Raw genomic sequence first — 16,089 nt, 5'->3', positions numbered from 1 at the left:
GTCCCGTCAGATCGCCGAGAAGCCACCGTCGACGGACAACTCCACCCCGTTCACGAAGCTGGAATCGTCCGACGCGAGAAACAGCGCGGCCGCCGCAATTTCCTCCGGGCGACCCATCTTTCCGCGCGGGATCAGGGATTCGAACATCCGCTTCGCCTCCTCCGTGAGAACCTGGTCCTGCATCGGTGTGGCGATCGGTCCCGGGTGCAGCACGTTCACCCGGATATTCCTGCCCTTCAGTTCGTTGAGCCACCCGCGCGCGAATGCGTGCAACGCCGCCTTGCTCGCCGCATACACGCTGTAACCCGGAAAACCTTTCACTGACGCGACTGACCCGGTCATGAAGATCGATCCGCCATCACTGAACAGCGGCAACGCCTTTTGCACCGTGAATAGCGTGCCGCGCGTATTCAGGCCGAAGGTCGCATCGAAATGCTGCTCGGTAATCTCGCCCAGCGGAACCGCTTCGCCGATGCCGGCGCTCGCGTACAGCACGTCGATCCTGCCCTTGTCCCGCTTGACCGTGTCGAACAGGCGGTCGAGGTCGTCGAGATTGGCCGCGTCGCCGCGCACGCCGGTCACGTTCTGGCCAATCAGCTTGACGGCCTCGTCGAGCGCCTGCTGCCTCCGGCCCATGATGAAGACATAGGCGCCTTCTTCGACGAACCGTTTGGCGCTCGCCAGCGCCATGCCGCTCGATCCACCCGTGATGACCGCAACCTTACCGTCCAACTTTCCCATAATCTCTCCTTTCAGGCTCTGCCTTTGGTCGCTCGGGGATGCCCCCGAGAACGTGGAGATGGGTCCGCCCGCGTCAGGCGTTGAGTGCGGAAGCGCGCACATCGGTGGTGCGAAATCGATCGGGCTGGACGACTGATCTCAGCCGCGGTGATCGGTGTCCGCGATTCGGAAATGCGGCCGCAACCGTCGACACAGGCCACAATGACCGGCATATTACGGCTCGATGTGCTCGATACGGGCTTTGGACGGCGCACCCCGGCGGTGCCGGATTGCACCATGATCGACTGGGATGACGTTCGCTACTTTCTTGCCGTCGCGCGTGGAGGCTCGGTGCGGGCTGCCGCCGAGCGCCTCGGCGTGAACCACGCGACCGTGCTGCGACGCATCGCCCAACTCGAGCAACGCCTCGGCGTGCACATGTTCGAAAAGCTGCCTTCCGGCTACCGCCTGACGGCTGCGGGCGAGGAGGTCCTCGAGTTCGCGGACCAAATGGAAGCGTCGTCGCACCAGCTGGAGACGCGCGTCTTCGGGCGCGACCAGAGCGTGCGCGGGCGTCTGCGGGTGACGTTGGCACCGCCGCTTGCGGCCCACCTGCTGATGCCGGACTTCGCCGATTTCGCGCGCCTACATCCCGACATCGAGATGGACATCTTGTCGTTCGGCGAGTTGGCAAATCTGACCAACCGACAGGCCGACGTCGCGATCCGCGTCGTCTACGACCGCAAAACCCTGCCGCTCAATCTTCACGGCCTGAAGGGACCGGAGCTGTTCGGCGGCATCTACATGTCCAGGGATCGACTGGCCGCGGGGCGTGCGGGCGCGCCTGATCCCATCCGGTGGATCGTCATCAGCATTCATGGAATTCCGGATTGGGCCAGCGAGGGTGAGGTTCGCACCAAGGGCGTTCCATTCAGGACCTCGGACGCCGGGGCGCAAATCGCCGCTGTCCGGCAAGGACTCGGGATCACGACGTTGCCGTGCTTCGTCGGAGACGCCGACCCCCTGCTGGTGAGGGTGCCTGGCACCGAGCTGCACATGTACGGAACGCTCTGGCTGCTCACACAGGGGGAGACCCGCAAGACGAAGCGGGTGCGGCTCTTCACCGAGTTCGTATCCCGCAGGCTCGCGGCGTACGCGCCGCTTCTCGCGGGACTGTCAATATCGCGCGACTGACGCGCCTGACCGTACTGACGAACGATGGACTTCCCCGTCGCTGACGGTCTTTTTGGGCACGCGCCGTGAGCCGATTTTGACGGATTTTCGCTTGCCGAGGACTGCCTCCAGAATATAACCTGTATCAGGTTATAGGAGGCGTTCCTCATGAACTTCAACCTGTATCTCGACGATAAGACTGCCGAGGAATTGGATCGGACGGCGAAGACGCTCGGCGAGACCCGCAGCGGGTTGATCCGCAAGGCGTTGCGCGAGTGGCTGGACAAGAAAACGCTCGGCAGTCCCGGCTGGCCATCGTCGATCTTGGAATGGCAGGGGTCTCCTGATGTGCCGCCGTTCGAGTCGCACCGCGACGAATTGCTGCCGCCGCGAGAAGATGCGTTGTCTTGAAGTATCTTCTCGACACCAACGTGCTGAGCGACTTCGCTCGCGGCGAGCAGGCCGTGATCATGCGGCTCCGTCAAGAAGTGCCATCGCAACTGGCCGTCTCGGTGATCACCGAGATGGAGGTCGAATATGGGCTCGCCCGCAATCCTAATCTGGTGCCACGGGTGCGGGACGTGATGAGGACGCTCTTGAACACGATCTCGGTCCTGCCATTCGAGCGCGAGGATGCCCGTGTGTCGGCACAATTGCGAGCGAGCCTGAACAGCCAGGGAACACCCATCGGTGCCTACGACGTGCTGCTCGCAGCCTCTGCTTTGCGGCGTGGATTGAAGATCGTAACGCACAACGCGCGGGAGTTCGGTCGCGTCGGCGGCCTGGGGCTTGAGGATTGGCATAGCCCGTAATCGTGTGTCGCACCTCGGCCTACACGCCATCACTGCCGGCCTACATGTTACTGGCGAAGGTGCTGATGGCGGGCGGGTGAGGGCACTTGCGTAGGGCGGATTAGCCGCAAGGCGTAATCCGCCATTTCTCCTCGCGTTGCGCATTGGATGGCGGATTACGCTTCGCTAATCCGCCCTACGGGGCCGGCGAGTTCCGCAATCCCGCAAGATCGGTCGAGCGCATCACGGCCATCCCAGCCTAACTAAACCCGCCACGGAGGAGGGACGATGACGGCGGTTCTGCAAAACTATCGGGACCGGATGCGGCGGGTGCTGGACCATATCGACCGGCATCTCGACGCGGATCTGGACCTGGACAGCTTGAGCGCCGTTGCGGCCTTCTCGAAATTTCATTTCCACCGGCAGTTCACCGCGACCTTCGGGCTGTCGGTGCATCGCTATGTCCAGCTCGCCCGTCTGAAGCGCGCGTCGCATCAGCTGGCCTACAATGACGCCCACAGCGTCACGGAGATTGCGATGGATGCCGGTTACGATGCGCCGGATGCCTTCGCCCGCGCCTTTCGGCAACGGTTTGGGCAATCGCCGTCATCGTTTCGGAAATCTCCCGATTGGGAGCCGTGGCTTGCGGCCTTCGGGCCTCTCGACAACGCACGGAGCAAGCTGATGAAGAATTTCACTACTGACGACGTGACGATCCGCGATGTGCCCGCCACGAAAGTGGCGATCATGGAGCATCGGGGCAGCCCTGAGATGCTTGGCACCACTCTTCAGCGGTTCATCGCGTGGCGCAAGGCCGCCGGCCTGCACCCCAGGACGAGTCCGACTTTTAATGTCTGGCATTCGGAGGGGCGTCCCGCCCAGCAAGACGAATATAGCATCGACCTTTGCGTCGGGACCGACCAACCGATCGCGGCGAATGGCGAAGCGGTCAAGGCCGGCGAGATCCCCGGCGGACGCTGCGCGGTGCTGCGTGTCGTCGGCTTCACCGACAATCTGGAGCCGGCTGCGCTCTATCTTTATCGCGACTGGCTTCCGGCCAGCGGCGAGGAGGCGCGCGACTTCCCGATCTATTGCCAGCGGCTGAGCCTGTTCCCGGAGGTGCCGGAGCACGAGGCAGTCGCGGAGGTTTTTCTGCCATTGAAATGACGCGCTCCGACGGCGGCCTGTCCGTTCCGATCATAAGAAACGGACTGGCCGTTTGGCTTTTAATGGTTGCTACGAGCTCCTTGGCCTAAATGACGACACGCCTACGAATCGCCGTTCTCCCGGTGCGCCGACCGGCGGACGTCGGAGGGTGTCGCGCCATAGCGCCCGCGGAAGGCGCGATTGAAATACGATAAATCTCCGAATCCCGCTTCGAACGCGACCGAGCTCACGGTTCGATCGGAAAGCCTTGGGTCGACCAGCATGCGGTGGGCCCGGGTGAGCCGCTGGACCAGCACGAATTCGGAAAACGTCGTCGCATCCCCGTCGAACAACATGCTGACATAACGCGGCGTGATCCCGTGGCGCAGCGCGACGGCCTCGATCGACAGCTGACGATCGGTCAGATTCTTGACGATGTCGGCTTTAATCGCACGTAGACGCGCGGCGGGAACACCGCGGCCGCCCGCGAGCACGGCGGCATCCCGCGTTGCTCCGATCGCCAGCGCGGCCAAATCCTGCAGATGGCTGGACACGAGGCTCTGAACCTCCGGCGTCGTCAGCATGTCCTCGTCATTCAACACGCTCGCATAGTGCACCAGCAACCGCACAGCCTCGTGGTCGACCGGAATCGGCCGCATCACGGCGGCGTCGAGATCGGTGATCAACGGAGCCATCTTGTCGAACGGGAAGCGGAAGTTGACGAGGTTCGAGGTCGAATGAATCGAACAGGAGCTGACGTCGGTCGTGCGCGTCAGCGCGGCGGTGCCTGCGCCGATTGGAATTTCCTCGCCGCGGACACGAAGCACGCAACCGCCGGAGAGTGCGATCGTGAGAATAAGGTCGTTGCTTTCGATCAGGTCCGGCGTGCGCAAGCAATCCATGGCTGGACAGATGCCGGACGCCAGGGTCGCGTCCGGCAGCGATCGAAACACCATGTCCAGGTGGAATGTGACATCGGGCTGCAGCTCGAACTGCATTTTCATCAGTAAGCGCCCGACAATTTCGCGTACGGCCTCGATCCTGTCTCGCGCAGGGAATTGGTCGGTCGACAATCTAAAAAAATTGTTTGGCAATGGGCTCATCAAAATACGTCTGTCATGCGTCACCCTAACTCATGCGGCATTCCGGCAACAGGACAATTTAAGTTTTACGATTTCCGCTGAGTCCTGCTGCTTTTCCGCATGGTCCAAGACCAGCCCGGCAAGGCTGGCTAGAAGGCTGGCTAGCTCGATGTTGCAGAATCGAAAGCTTGGCCCGCTGCTCGCGTCTGCACACCTGACGACAAGCCATAACAATACACATGGAGACGCAATGCGCGAGACCATCGCCATTCTACTCGGTGCCACGGCTCTGAGCCTTGCTGGTCCGGCCTTCGCCGCCGACATGCCGGCCAAAGCACCGGTCTACGCGCCGTCTTACAACTGGACGGGCTTCTATTTCGGCGCCAACGCCGGCTATGGGTTCGGCCATGCGCCGACCAGCGTGGTGCCGAACGCCACTGAAGCCGGTTTCCTGGCGGATCCCCTCTGCGTTTCGAGCAATTGTGCGCCGGCGCCGGCGGCATCGCACCTCAATGGTTTCGTGGGTGGCGGCCAGATGGGATACAATTTTCAGTCCGGCAACATCGTCGCCGGCCTGGAAACGGACCTGTCTTTTGCCGGATTGCGCAAGTCGGACACCGCCACCGGCAATTTCTACATCGGCGGAATACTCGCCACGACTGTCGACACAAAGCTCGACTGGTTCGGGACGTTGCGTGGTCGTCTCGGTTTTCTGCCGACGAATAGCCTCCTGCTCTACGGAACAGGCGGCGTTGCCTATGGTGCCGTCAAAACGACGGTCACGACGCTGAATGTGGCTGGTTGCGGGTTCCTCTCTATTTATTGCTCCACCGGGTCTGCGGATGGAACGTCGGTCGGTTGGACGATCGGCGCCGGCGCGGAGTACGCCGTGGCGCCAGCATGGACGGTCAAGGCCGAGTATCTCCATATCGATCTCGGCAGCCGCAGCTTTACGGCAACCGATCCCAACGTCCCGGGCGGCGCAATCACCTCGACCACAAGCTTCAAGATGGACACGGTCAGGATCGGCATGAACTACAAACTCGGTGCCCTCTGACCTATCGCCCCAGCGCTATTGCGATGCGCGATGCGAGAAGCTTCACGATGAGGCCTGAAGGATAGCTTCGGTGGCTTGGAACGTCGTCGGGAAGGACGACGCCGTCCGGCTTGAACTTTGTGCAAATCCGGTGCTGGAGGGGCGGGAGTTCTCCGCGAAATCGCGCGCGGTAGGCCGAGACCCAGTGCGGGCCTCGATCGAAATTCACGAACATTGCCGAATTGCAACAGGTCGCGACAACCCTGTTGGTTGGAGAAGTCTCCTTGAGCTTGTACGGCCTCAGCAGTTCAGCTCCCTCAGAGCATTCGAAGCGGTCTTTTCGATAGAGGATGTAGGCCGTGCCGCCGTCGGGATCGCGCACGGCGCTGGCATTGGGGAGAGCTTCGATCTGATCGGCCGCCGTCCGGCAGTCGTCGCAATAGCAGGCCGCGCTAACGATCGGCCGGCCGAACGCCCCGAGTTTGACGCGGCCGCAGGCGCATGACGCGATCATGGTGGGGGAGCGGGTCACCTGCTTGTCCTCGCTGTCGCGGAGCTCCGACGTTGCCCTGCGGCCGGTGCGCGCGCGTTCCTCGCATCATAGGGAAAGGCACGCAAGTGAAAGCGGTCACGCTCTTCCGCTGCGGTGTCTCGCTCAATCCCGCGCCATCTTCTCGAACTTCTTGACCAGCCGCTCCCGCTTCAGCCGCGACAGCCGCTGGATCCAGAACATGCCGTCGAGCTGATCGATCTCGTGTTGGTGGCAGACGGCGCGCAGGCCGTCCGATTCCTCGCTTTGCGTGTTGCCGTCGAGATCCCTGTAGCTGATCCGCACGCGCGCGTGGCGCTGCACCTCGTCGTTGACGCCGGGCATCGAGACGCTGCCCTCGCGGTGCATGATCATCTCGTCTGAGGCCCATATGATCTCCGGGTTGACGTAGGTGCGCGCGCCATTGGTGGCGTCGAGCTCGAGCACGACGACGCGCAAGGGCAGGCCGATATGCGGCGCCGTGATGCCGATGCCGGGCGCGGCGCGCATCGTGTCCAGCAGGTCGCTCGCAAGCTTGCGCAGGCCATCGTCGAATGCGGTGACGGGGCGGGCCGGGATCGCGAGGCGGCGGTCGGGATAGCGGACGATCGGGCAAATGGTCATGCAGGCTCCTACCACTCACGGATGGTTGAAGCATCCCGTTCTTGACGACCTACCAACTGGAAGGTAGCTAACGTCATGACCAACGTTTCCTCGACCGCCGACGACATTCTGGCCTGCGCGCGCTCCTTGATCATCGCGGGCGGCTACAACGGCTTCAGCTATGCCGACGTGGCCGAAGTCGTCGGCATCCGCAAGCCGAGCATCCACCACCATTTCGCCAGCAAGGTCGATTTGGTTCGCACCCTCGTGGCGCGCTACCGCGAGGAAGCGGAGGCGGGACTGTCCGCGCTCGAGCGCAATATCGCGGACCCGCGCGCGCAGCTCGAAAATTACGTTGCCTATTGGGAGGCGTGCATCACCGATGCGACGGCGCCCTTCTGCGTGTGCGCGATGCTGGCCAGCGAGCTTCCGATCCTGCCGGAGGAGGTGGCGCTCGAAGTGCGTGCGCACTTCCGTTTCCTCGCATCTTGGCTGAATTCGGTGATGGAACGCGGCAAGCGGAAGGGGCAGCTCAAACTTTCCGGCACGGCCAGGATCGAGGCTGAGGGATTCATGGCGACCATTCACGGCGCGATGCTGTCGGCGCGCGCCTATGGTGATCCCAAAATGTTCGGTGTGATTACCGCGCCGCTGCTGGAGCGGCTGTCCACGAAGCACTGAGAGACATCGGCGAGACCACAACGGCATCCCGGAGGCATCGGGGGTGGAAGGCGTCTTGCTGTCGAAAGCTACCAACTAGTAGGTAAAGGAGTGAAGACAATGGCTGACTATCAAGTGAACCTCGTTCGCAACGATCGCGAGCAATGGCTCAAACAATACTACTTCCTCCGCGTGGCATTCTCCGTTGCCTGGGTGGTAGCTGCGTTTGCCATCGCGCCGTCGTCTCCGGCGATCGCGGGCGCCTTGCTCGTGCTCTATCCGGCATGGGACGCCGCGGCCAATTTCCTCGACGCCTTGCGCAGCGGCGGCCTCCATCAAAATCGCACGCAGGCACTGAACGTCCTGGCTAGCCTGGCGACCACAATTGCGGTGATTGTCGCCTTGCAGACGAACATGAACCGGGTGCTCGGAATCTTCGGTGCATGGGCAATCCTATCCGGATTGCTTCAGCTGGGGACGGCCATCCGGCGCTGGAAAAGTTTTGGCGCGCAATGGGCCATGGTGCTCAGCGGAGCCCAGTCGGCGCTTGCAGGCGGCTTCTTCATCTTTCAAGCCACAACGCCTGCGGTTCCATCGATCGCGAATGTCGCGGGCTATGTCGCGGTCGGCGCGCTCTACTTCCTGGTCTCGGCGCTATGGCTCACCGTCAGCGACTGGCGGCGCGGCGCAGCCATGTGAGGGCTTGGGCGTCATCCCGAATAGGGCGTGCCGTCCTTGTGCAGAAACCGGCCGTCGGAAGCGGGGCTCTTCATGTCGATGTCCGAGCAGGTGATAAGGTCGTCAGGCGAGCGCGATCCGATTTCGAGATAGACCGCGGCCGCATCCGACCGGTTGATCATGTGATGGCCATTGCCGCTGTTTTTCGGGAAGGCGGCGCAATCGCCCGCGCGCAGCACGGTCTCGCATTCGTCTTCGATCAGCACCACTTCGCCTTCGAGCAGATAGACGAATTCGTCCTCATGCGAGTGCCAGTGCCGCTGGCTCGACCAATTGCCCGGCGGCAGGCGCATGAGGTTGACGCCGAAATCCTTGAGGCCTCCGGCATTGCCGAGCCGCTTGCGGATGCGATCCGCGCAAGGGGCGTCGAACGGCGCGGGATAGCCGGTGCCCTTACGGGCCGGGACGGCGGTAACGTCGATTTTTGGCATGGGCTGTTCCCGGAGCATATCTGCCAGATTTAGGTGGACGGAATGGGGGACGCCAGGGGTATCCGCCCCGAACCGGCTACAATGGCCTCGTCGAAACGGCTATGCTGCACGCCTTATATTGGAAATCGCTGCACGTGCTCTCGGACGTTCTCAAGCGCAAGGAAATCTACAGTTACTTCAGCCGGGCGGCGATGGAGAAGGCCCACGCCTATCAGGCGCAGGGCCGCGTCTCTGGCGTGGAGGTCAGCGACGACCTGACCCACGTCAGTTCCCAGGTGCGGGGCAGCGAGTCGCAGAAATACCGCGTCGACATCGCCTTGGAGTTCGAGGGCGGCAGGCTCACCGATTTGGACGGCGATTGCAGTTGTCCGATGGCCTTCAACTGCAAGCATGTCGCGGCAACGGTGCTCGAGGCGCTGAGCGGCAAGGCTACTTCGGTGTTGGCGCCCGTGCCCGTGCGCCCCCCGCCGGTCCCCAAACCTGCCAAGGCGCAGGCGCCGTCTGCTCCGCCGGTGCTGGGTTTTGAGGTCGATAGCTGGATCGACAGCGTCGGCCGTGCGGCGCGGAGCAGCGACTCTGCCGCGGACGAGAGCCAGCGATTGCTGTATTGCCTGCAACCTTCGGACGAGGCGAGGCCCTATCTGGCGGTGTCTCTGCGATCGGTTCGGTTGCGCAAGGGCGGCGACTATGCCGACAATTACAGCAGTCCGAGCCCGTACGAATTCAAGCCGGAACGGGCGCCGAAATACTTCCGTGATGTCGACGTCGATATCGTGACTGCGGTGAAAGCCACTTTCCGCGGCTATTACGACCAGGGGCCACATACGGAAGAGCTGCTGCGCCGCATTGTCGCCACGGGCCGCGCATTCTGGCGCGACCACAAGCGGGCGCCGTTGAGCTGGGGCGAGGCGCGCGAGGGCCGGATCGAATGGCAACCGGGCGCCGGGCGTGGGGTTGCACCACACCTTGTCATGTCAGGGGCCGTCGCACTCAATGCCGAACCGCCGGTCTATGTCGACGAAGCCAATGGCGTGATCGGGCCCGTGCAGCTCGGCCTGCCGCCGCGGCTTGCCTGCCAATTCCTCGCTGCACCTGCCATTCCCCGCGCGCAGCTCGAAGAGGTGTCGCGCCGCCTGAGCCAAAGGCTGCCCGAGCTTCACCACGGCCTGCTGCCGGTGCCTCCCGTGGCCGCGGTGCCGATCGATGAGGATCCGCGTCCCGTGCTGCGGCTGAAGCTCGGACATGTCGGCGCAAGCTATTATTATTATCGCAACAAGACCGAACAGACCGGCCCCGCCGGCGTGGCCAGCCTCGGCTTCCGCTATGGTGCGTTCGACATCGATCCGAGCCAGCGAGCGAGCCGGCTGGAGCTGTTTCAAGGCGGGCAGGTCTATGCGATCGCACGCCGCCTGGCGAAGGAGAAGCAGGCACGCAAGCGCCTGGCCGACATCGGTCTCGCCGACGCTAGGTCGGCGCTTCCGATGCTCGACTACCGCCATGCCATGGATTTCACGGTGAGCGACCAGCGCGGCTGGTTCGACTTTCTCGCGCTGCGCGCCGAGCAGCTGCGGTCGGAAGGTTTCGAGATCCTGGTCGACGACGATTTTCCGTTTCGCTTGGCGGACTCCTCGGGTGACTTCGATGCGGTGCTGGAGTCCAGCGGCATCGACTGGTTCGAGCTGGCACTCGGCATCGAGATCGACGGCGAGCGGCGCGATCTCGCGCCGCTCCTGGCCGCGCTGGTTTCGGCATCCGGCTTCAATCCCGAAGCGTTGACGCAACTCGCCGAGAGGGGCGAACGTTTCCTTCTGCCGCTTGCCGACGGCCGGCATCTCGCGCTGGCTGCCGATCGCTTCCTGCCACTCGTGCTGGCGCTGCATGGCCTGCGGTTGAGTGGCGTCTTCGAGGACGCCTCGAGGAAGATCAGACTGTCGCGCGCGGACATCGTTCCGCTGCTCGGCGTCGAGAACGAACATTTCACCTTTCGGGGCGCCGACAATCTCCGTCGCCTCGCGGGCCTGCTTCAGGCGCGCGGGTTGACCGTGCCGGAGCTGCCGCCAACCTTTCGTGCCACGCTTCGGCCCTATCAGGCGCAGGGCGTGGCATGGCTCGATCTGCTCCGCGAGAGCGGGTTGGGCGGGGTCCTCGCCGACGATATGGGGTTGGGCAAGACCGTCCAGATCCTGGCCATGATCGCGCTGGAGAAGGCGCGAGGTCACCTCGCCAATCCCGTGCTGGTCGTCGCGCCGACCAGCCTGATGACGAACTGGTCTGCCGAGGCGCAGAAGTTTGCGCCCGACCTGAAAGTGCTCGTCCTGCACGGGGCGGATCGCAAGCACAAGTTTGCCGCCATCGCCGAGCATGATCTCGTTCTGACGACATATCCGCTGATCGCAAGGGATCGCGAAATCCTGCTGGCGCGGGAGTGGCACATGGCGGTGCTTGACGAGGCGCAGACGGTCAAGAACCCCGATGCTGTCACCACGCGGTGGCTGCGCGAGACGAAGGCGCAGCACCGCTTCTGTCTCACGGGCACGCCGATGGAAAATCACCTCGGCGAACTCTGGTCGATCATGAGCTTTGCCAACCCGGGCTATCTCGGCGACAAGGCAGCCTTTTCGCGCCAGTGGCGCACGCCGATCGAGAAGCGGGCCGACAAGGTGCGGACCGCCGCCCTGGCGCAGCGCGTCAAGCCGTTTCTGTTGCGCCGGACCAAGACGGAAGTGGCGACGGAACTGCCCGCCAAGAGCGAGATGGTGGAGACCATCGTGCTGGAAGGACCGCAACGCGATCTCTACGATTCGATACGGCTCACGATGTCGCGCAAGGTTCGCGAGGCCATCGCAAAGCGCGGCCTCGCCAAGAGCCATATCGTGGTGCTCGAAGCTCTGCTCCGGATGCGGCAGGCCTGTTGCGATCCTGCGTTGCTGAAACTGGACGATGGCGTCGAACGGCCATCGGCCAAGCTCGATCGTCTGATCGAAATGGTGGGGGAGCTGCTGAGTGAGGGGCGCAAGATCATCATCTTCTCGCAGTTCACCTCCATGCTCGATCTGATCCGGAAACGGTTCGACGCGGGCGGTCTGCGCTACAGTCTTCTCACCGGCCAAACCAAAGACCGGAAGACGGCGATCGAAGCCTTTCAGGACGGTTCGGCGGAGGTCTTCCTGATCAGCCTGAAGGCAGGCGGTGTCGGCCTCAATCTCACCGCCGCAGATACCGTCATCATTTTCGATCCCTGGTGGAATCCCGCGGTCGAGGAACAGGCAATCGATCGGGCCTATCGGATCGGACAGGACAAGGCCGTCTTCGTCTACAGGCTGGTGGCCGCCGGGACGATCGAGGAAAAGATGGACGAGCTCAAGGCCAGAAAGCGCGCGCTCGCCGACGGCCTGTTCGATCGCGACGGCGGGATCGCGTCGGCCCTCACGGAGGGCGATGTGAACGCGCTGTTCGACGCGTAGCGATCGGGTTGGCGGGATGGTGACATCGTGCCGGTGTTTTGCCCGACGTGTCAAATCGCGGCTCGGAATCTTGACGGTTTGGCATCTCAAGCGACGTGCATCGTAAGTCATTGATCCCGCTGCGGCCGGCTACTGTGCATGGGGTTGTTTTCGACATTTTGTTGGCGGGTTGCATAAGCCTGCCTTAAAAAATAGCGCAAGACCTGTCTGCTTTCGCCGTTCCCATTCGTCTTCCACCCAGACAGACCTGACGGGAGACAAAAATGACCGCTTCCTCTTATCGCTGGGTGATCGTCGCCGCCGGCGGCCTGCTCGGCTGCGTCGCCATCGGCGGCATGTTTTCGCTGCCGGTGTTCCTTCAGCCGATCGCCAAGGACACCGGCTGGTCGGTGACCGGCATCTCCGGCGCGATGACGATCGGCTTCCTGGCGATGGCCTTGACCAGCATGGCGTGGGGAACGCTGACGGATAAGTTCGGGCCGCTGCCGGTGGTGCTGACGGGATCGATCGTGCTGTCGCTCAGCCTGTTCGCCGCGAGCCATGCGACCTCGCTGATCGTGTTCCAGTTCGTCTTTGGCCTCCTGGTCGGCGCCTCCTGCGCGGCGATCTTCGCGCCGATGATGGCGACGGTCACCGGCTGGTTCGACACCCATCGCGGCCTCGCGGTGTCGCTGGTGTCGGCCGGCATGGGGGTTGCGCCGATGACGATGGCGCCGCTCGCGGCCTGGCTGGTGTCCAACCATGACTGGCGCACCGCGATGCAGATCGTGGCGCTGGTGGTCGGCGCCATCATGATCCCGGTCGCGCTCCTGGTCCGTCGCCCGCCGGCGCTCGCGCATCCGCCGGCCGCGCCGTCAAATGCAGGCGCGCCACGGGTCGAGATGTCGAGGGGCGAAGCGCTGCGCTCGCCGCAATTCCTGATCCTGCTCGCCACGAACTTCTTCTGCTGCGCCACCCATTCCGGCCCGATCATCCACACCGTCAGCTATGCCGTGAGCTGCGGCATCCCGCTGATCGCGGCGGTGACGATCTACAGTGTCGAAGGCCTTGCGGGTCTCGGCGGCCGCATTGCCTTCGGTCTGATGGGCGATCGTTTCGGCGCCAAGCGCGTGCTCGTCTCGGGCCTGCTCGCGCAAGCCTTCGGCGCGCTCGCTTATGTCTTCGCCCATCAGCTCACGACTTTCTACGCGGTCGCGGCCATCTTCGGCTTCATCTATGCCGGGACCATGCCGCTCTATGCGGTGATCATCCGCGAAAACTTTCCGCTGCGGATGATGGGCACCATGATCGGCGGCACCGCGATGGCCGGCAGCCTCGGCATGGCGACCGGCCCGCTGGCCGGCGGCCTGATCTATGACGCGTTCTCCAGCTATGCTTGGCTCTATATAGGCTCCTGGGCGATGGGCCTCGGCGCGTTCCTGATGGCGATGAATTTCCGCCCGTTCCCGAAGCCGCAGGGCGAGCCGGCGCCGGTGGCGGCGTGAATAGGCTTGTCCGAGGCGCAGCAGCTAAAGCTGCGCCTCGATCGCCGCCTTGTCGATGGCCGACCACACCTGCCGGATCTTTCCGCCGCGGAACTCGTAGAACACGTTCTCGCAGAAAGACACGCGCTTTCCGTTGACCGCAAGTCCAAGGAACAGCCCTACAGGCGCGCAATCGAATTTCAGCCGGCTGGCAATATGCGGCGGCTCGGAGACCAGCAGCTCAATCTTGAAATGGAGGTCCGGAATCTCGCGAAAATCCCGCTCCAGCATCGCGCGATAGCCGGTCAGTCCGAGCGACCGCGCATTGTGGGCGACGTCATCATGCACGAATTGACCGAGCTCAGGCCAATCCTGCAGATTCAGGCAGGCGATGTAGTCGCGATAGATGTGGGCGAGTTCGGCTGGCGTCATGGCGATACTCCTGCAGCTCCGAGCTTAACGCTGGAGCAGGGGGATCGCCGCGCCGCTCACAAGCGTTTTTCGAAGAACAGATCCGGGTAGGGGTCGTCGTTGAAGCGCGGGATCTCGGTCCAGCCCGTGCTGCGGTAGAGCTGGCCGGCTTCGGCGAGCGCGCTGTTGGTGTCGAGCCGCAACAGAGCGATGCCGAGTTCGCGTGCGGCATCTTCGGCCGCATCCATCAGGCGCCGGCCGAGCCCCAATCCGCGCGCCGATGGTGCGACCCACAGCCGCTTGATCTCGGCATAACCGTGATCCGTTCCCTTCAGGCCGACGCAGCCGATCGGCAGTGTGTCCGACATCGCCACGATGAACGTGCCGCACGGCCGGCGCATGTCCTTGGCGTCGGGATCGCGCGACAGCGAGACGTCAAAACCCTGTTCGAAGCGGCGGCCGAGCTCGGCGTAATATTCCCCGAGGCAATAGCGCGCCTCGTCGCTTTGCGGATCCGTTTCGGTGCGCGCGATGCGCTCGCGCGTCAGCGCGGACGCAATCAGATCCATCGCCGCCAGCAGCGCCTCGCCTTGCGCATTGCGGACGAGAAAGCCCTCGGCCTGGGCGTTCGACAGGGCCTCGTAGGCCGCAAATTCGCGCCGGCCCGCGCGCGTCAGTTTTGCCACGCGGCGGCGCGCATCGTCTCCATGCGCATTGGTTTCGATCAGGCCTTCATCTTCCAGGCCCCGCAACAACCGGCTCATCAGCCCGGAATCGAGCCCGAGATAGTCGCGGATCTCGCCAACTTCGGAGCGCCCGTGTCCGATCGCATTGAGCACGCGCGCCGCTCCCAGCGGCCGGCCGCGTCCAAGAAACGAGGTGTCGAGCGCACCGACGGCGGAGGTCACGGCACGGTTGAAGCGGCGAACGCGGGAGACGGGGTCGAGCATTATCTGACTTTAGTCAGATATAAATCTGCCGTCAATCGCTTCGGGATTGCGGCCTGTCCGGCCGCGATTAGTTGCAGACCGCGCGCGGAATCATCCACGTTGCGAAAGTCTCCCAGAGCCCGTCCTCACGGCGGCGCTGGTAGGCGACAAAATCGGCGCCTTCGCCGTGGACGAGCTCGTAGCGATGGGTCTTCGTGGATGCATTGCTGGACCGTGTCATGGAAAGTCTCCATCGTGACTGGACTTTCCTCCGAGTTAGTTGCGGTGCAACACTGCGCCAGTGGAAGGATGATGATCATCTCATCACGTTGTGGAGAGTGGGCGCGCCACCTCACTCCTTCGCCCGATACGCCGCGGGGATCACGAACACTTCATCGGCGCGGCCATAGCCGCCGTCGGGCACTTCCTCGATCAGCGCCATCGTGTGGGAACGTCGCCGACGCCGTTGTCGGCGCTCTATCCGCAGAACCGCCAGCTGACGCTGCGGCTGCGGCTGCGTCTTCCTGGACTGGATTGGCCGCATCTTTGCCGAAGCGAAGCTCTAGCCGAGCCCAAGCTCCTTGCGCGCTTTCCGCGTCAGCTTTGCCACAATCAGGGCGTGGGCCTGCGCGAGATAGGCCGTGAGCTCGGTATCCGGCAACGAATTGTTGCTGACGAGCTGCACCCATTTGGCCCGCGCGAGATAGGGCGCGGGCCGGGCGACGCCGTGCTCGATCAGCATCGCATAGGCCATGTCCGCGGTCTTGAACATGTAGCCCGCGGCAAAGCCGCCGCTGAGCGCGAACATCTTGCCACCGACCTTGAACACGGAGGTGCCCTGCCACTGCACCACCTTGGCGGCGGCGGGCAGGCGCAGGCAACGGGCCTCAAAGGCTTTGGGAGGCATGCGATT

18 protein-coding genes and 1 pseudogene are annotated in these 16,089 nt (G+C 63.4%); 9 read left to right on the top strand and 10 right to left on the bottom strand.

The genetic code is table 11. From position 1 onward, the window contains the following. Positions 1 to 6: 6 nt before the first annotated feature. Positions 7 to 741 (bottom strand): SDR family NAD(P)-dependent oxidoreductase, encoded by a 735-nt coding sequence (locus JJE66_RS21955; protein WP_200518652.1) that lies wholly within the window; start codon positions 739 to 741, stop codon positions 7 to 9. A 276-nt stretch (positions 742 to 1,017) separates the two neighbouring features. Between JJE66_RS21955 and JJE66_RS21950 the strand changes: the two genes are divergently transcribed. The 4 genes from JJE66_RS21950 (at position 1,018) to JJE66_RS21935 (ending at position 3,851) form a co-directional block, all read left to right on the top strand. Then, on the top strand, positions 1,018 to 1,914 hold the full coding sequence (locus JJE66_RS21950) for a LysR family transcriptional regulator (RefSeq protein WP_200518650.1): 897 nt from the start codon (positions 1,018 to 1,020) through the stop codon (positions 1,912 to 1,914). A gap of 147 nt (positions 1,915 to 2,061) precedes the next feature. Next, on the top strand, positions 2,062 to 2,304 hold the full coding sequence (locus JJE66_RS21945) for a ribbon-helix-helix domain-containing protein (protein ID WP_200516581.1): 243 nt from the start codon (positions 2,062 to 2,064) through the stop codon (positions 2,302 to 2,304). Continuing rightward, positions 2,301 to 2,705, top strand: coding sequence for a type II toxin-antitoxin system VapC family toxin (locus tag JJE66_RS21940; RefSeq protein ID WP_200516580.1), 405 nt, complete (start codon positions 2,301 to 2,303; stop codon positions 2,703 to 2,705). Before JJE66_RS21945 ends, JJE66_RS21940 begins: the two co-directional genes overlap by 4 nt. A 267-nt stretch (positions 2,706 to 2,972) precedes the next feature. Next, positions 2,973 to 3,851, top strand: coding sequence for a GyrI-like domain-containing protein (locus tag JJE66_RS21935; protein ID WP_200516579.1), 879 nt, complete (start codon positions 2,973 to 2,975; stop codon positions 3,849 to 3,851). Between the two features lie 101 nt (positions 3,852 to 3,952). Here JJE66_RS21935 and JJE66_RS21930 read toward each other — a convergent pair whose 3' ends face one another. Continuing rightward, a complete protein-coding gene (locus JJE66_RS21930; RefSeq protein WP_311979996.1) occupies positions 3,953 to 4,816 on the bottom strand; it encodes an AraC family transcriptional regulator in 864 nt (287 codons plus the stop codon). Here JJE66_RS21930 and JJE66_RS38675 point away from each other — a divergent pair. After that, on the top strand, positions 4,704 to 5,969 hold the full coding sequence (locus JJE66_RS38675) for a porin family protein (protein ID WP_311979994.1): 1,266 nt from the start codon (positions 4,704 to 4,706) through the stop codon (positions 5,967 to 5,969). The two genes, JJE66_RS21930 and JJE66_RS38675, sit on opposite strands and share 113 nt — an antisense overlap. Position 5,970: 1 nt before the next feature. Here JJE66_RS38675 and JJE66_RS21920 read toward each other — a convergent pair whose 3' ends face one another. Next, positions 5,971 to 6,480, bottom strand: coding sequence for a GFA family protein (locus tag JJE66_RS21920; protein WP_200516576.1), 510 nt, complete (start codon positions 6,478 to 6,480; stop codon positions 5,971 to 5,973). 123 nt (positions 6,481 to 6,603) lie between these two features. Then, positions 6,604 to 7,101, bottom strand: coding sequence for a peptide deformylase (locus tag JJE66_RS21915; protein WP_200516575.1), 498 nt, complete (start codon positions 7,099 to 7,101; stop codon positions 6,604 to 6,606). Positions 7,102 to 7,176: 75 nt separating this feature from the next. Here JJE66_RS21915 and JJE66_RS21910 point away from each other — a divergent pair, with 75 nt between their 5' ends. Then, complete coding sequence (locus tag JJE66_RS21910; RefSeq protein ID WP_200516574.1) at positions 7,177 to 7,761, top strand: TetR/AcrR family transcriptional regulator; 585 nt, start codon at positions 7,177 to 7,179, stop codon at positions 7,759 to 7,761. A gap of 99 nt (positions 7,762 to 7,860) precedes the next feature. Beyond that, the gene (locus JJE66_RS21905; RefSeq protein ID WP_200516573.1) at positions 7,861 to 8,439 is read left to right on the top strand and encodes a DUF308 domain-containing protein; all 579 of its coding nucleotides are present in this window, start codon (positions 7,861 to 7,863) and stop codon (positions 8,437 to 8,439) included. Between the two features lie 11 nt (positions 8,440 to 8,450). On the opposite strand, the gene JJE66_RS21900 is transcribed toward JJE66_RS21905, so the two are convergent. Next, positions 8,451 to 8,909, bottom strand: coding sequence for a cupin domain-containing protein (locus JJE66_RS21900; protein WP_200516572.1), 459 nt, complete (start codon positions 8,907 to 8,909; stop codon positions 8,451 to 8,453). Positions 8,910 to 9,010: 101 nt separating this feature from the next. Between JJE66_RS21900 and JJE66_RS21895 the strand changes: the two genes are divergently transcribed. Continuing rightward, positions 9,011 to 12,373, top strand: coding sequence for a DEAD/DEAH box helicase (locus JJE66_RS21895; RefSeq protein WP_210349853.1), 3,363 nt, complete (start codon positions 9,011 to 9,013; stop codon positions 12,371 to 12,373). Between the two features lie 263 nt (positions 12,374 to 12,636). After that, entirely contained in the window at positions 12,637 to 13,857 is a 1,221-nt protein-coding gene (locus JJE66_RS21890; protein ID WP_200516571.1) for an MFS transporter, read from the top strand. Positions 13,858 to 13,881: 24 nt separating this feature from the next. Here JJE66_RS21890 and JJE66_RS21885 read toward each other — a convergent pair whose 3' ends face one another. The 5 genes and pseudogenes from JJE66_RS21885 to JJE66_RS21865 all read right to left on the bottom strand — a co-directional run bounded on the left by JJE66_RS21885 (position 13,882) and on the right by JJE66_RS21865 (position 16,083). Further along, the gene (locus tag JJE66_RS21885) at positions 13,882 to 14,268 is read right to left on the bottom strand and encodes an ester cyclase (protein WP_200516570.1); all 387 of its coding nucleotides are present in this window, start codon (positions 14,266 to 14,268) and stop codon (positions 13,882 to 13,884) included. Positions 14,269 to 14,324: 56 nt separating this feature from the next. Beyond that, a complete protein-coding gene (locus tag JJE66_RS21880; protein WP_200516569.1) occupies positions 14,325 to 15,197 on the bottom strand; it encodes a GNAT family N-acetyltransferase in 873 nt (290 codons plus the stop codon). A gap of 67 nt (positions 15,198 to 15,264) precedes the next feature. Beyond that, the gene (locus JJE66_RS21875; protein ID WP_200516568.1) at positions 15,265 to 15,417 is read right to left on the bottom strand and encodes a hypothetical protein; all 153 of its coding nucleotides are present in this window, start codon (positions 15,415 to 15,417) and stop codon (positions 15,265 to 15,267) included. A 111-nt stretch (positions 15,418 to 15,528) separates the two neighbouring features. After that, positions 15,529 to 15,630, bottom strand: a pseudogene (locus tag JJE66_RS21870) (4-oxalocrotonate tautomerase); the annotation flags it as partial. A 108-nt stretch (positions 15,631 to 15,738) separates the two neighbouring features. Then, the gene (locus JJE66_RS21865) at positions 15,739 to 16,083 is read right to left on the bottom strand and encodes an MmcQ/YjbR family DNA-binding protein (protein WP_200516567.1); all 345 of its coding nucleotides are present in this window, start codon (positions 16,081 to 16,083) and stop codon (positions 15,739 to 15,741) included. Between the last annotated feature and the right edge of the window lie 6 nt (positions 16,084 to 16,089).

This window comes from Bradyrhizobium diazoefficiens (assembly GCF_016612535.1).
In the GTDB taxonomy this organism is placed as follows: Bacteria; Pseudomonadota; Alphaproteobacteria; order Rhizobiales; family Xanthobacteraceae; genus Bradyrhizobium; species Bradyrhizobium diazoefficiens_C.
The sequence above is the reverse complement of the archived record's forward strand: the minus strand, read 5'-3'. Positions and strand labels throughout refer to the sequence as shown.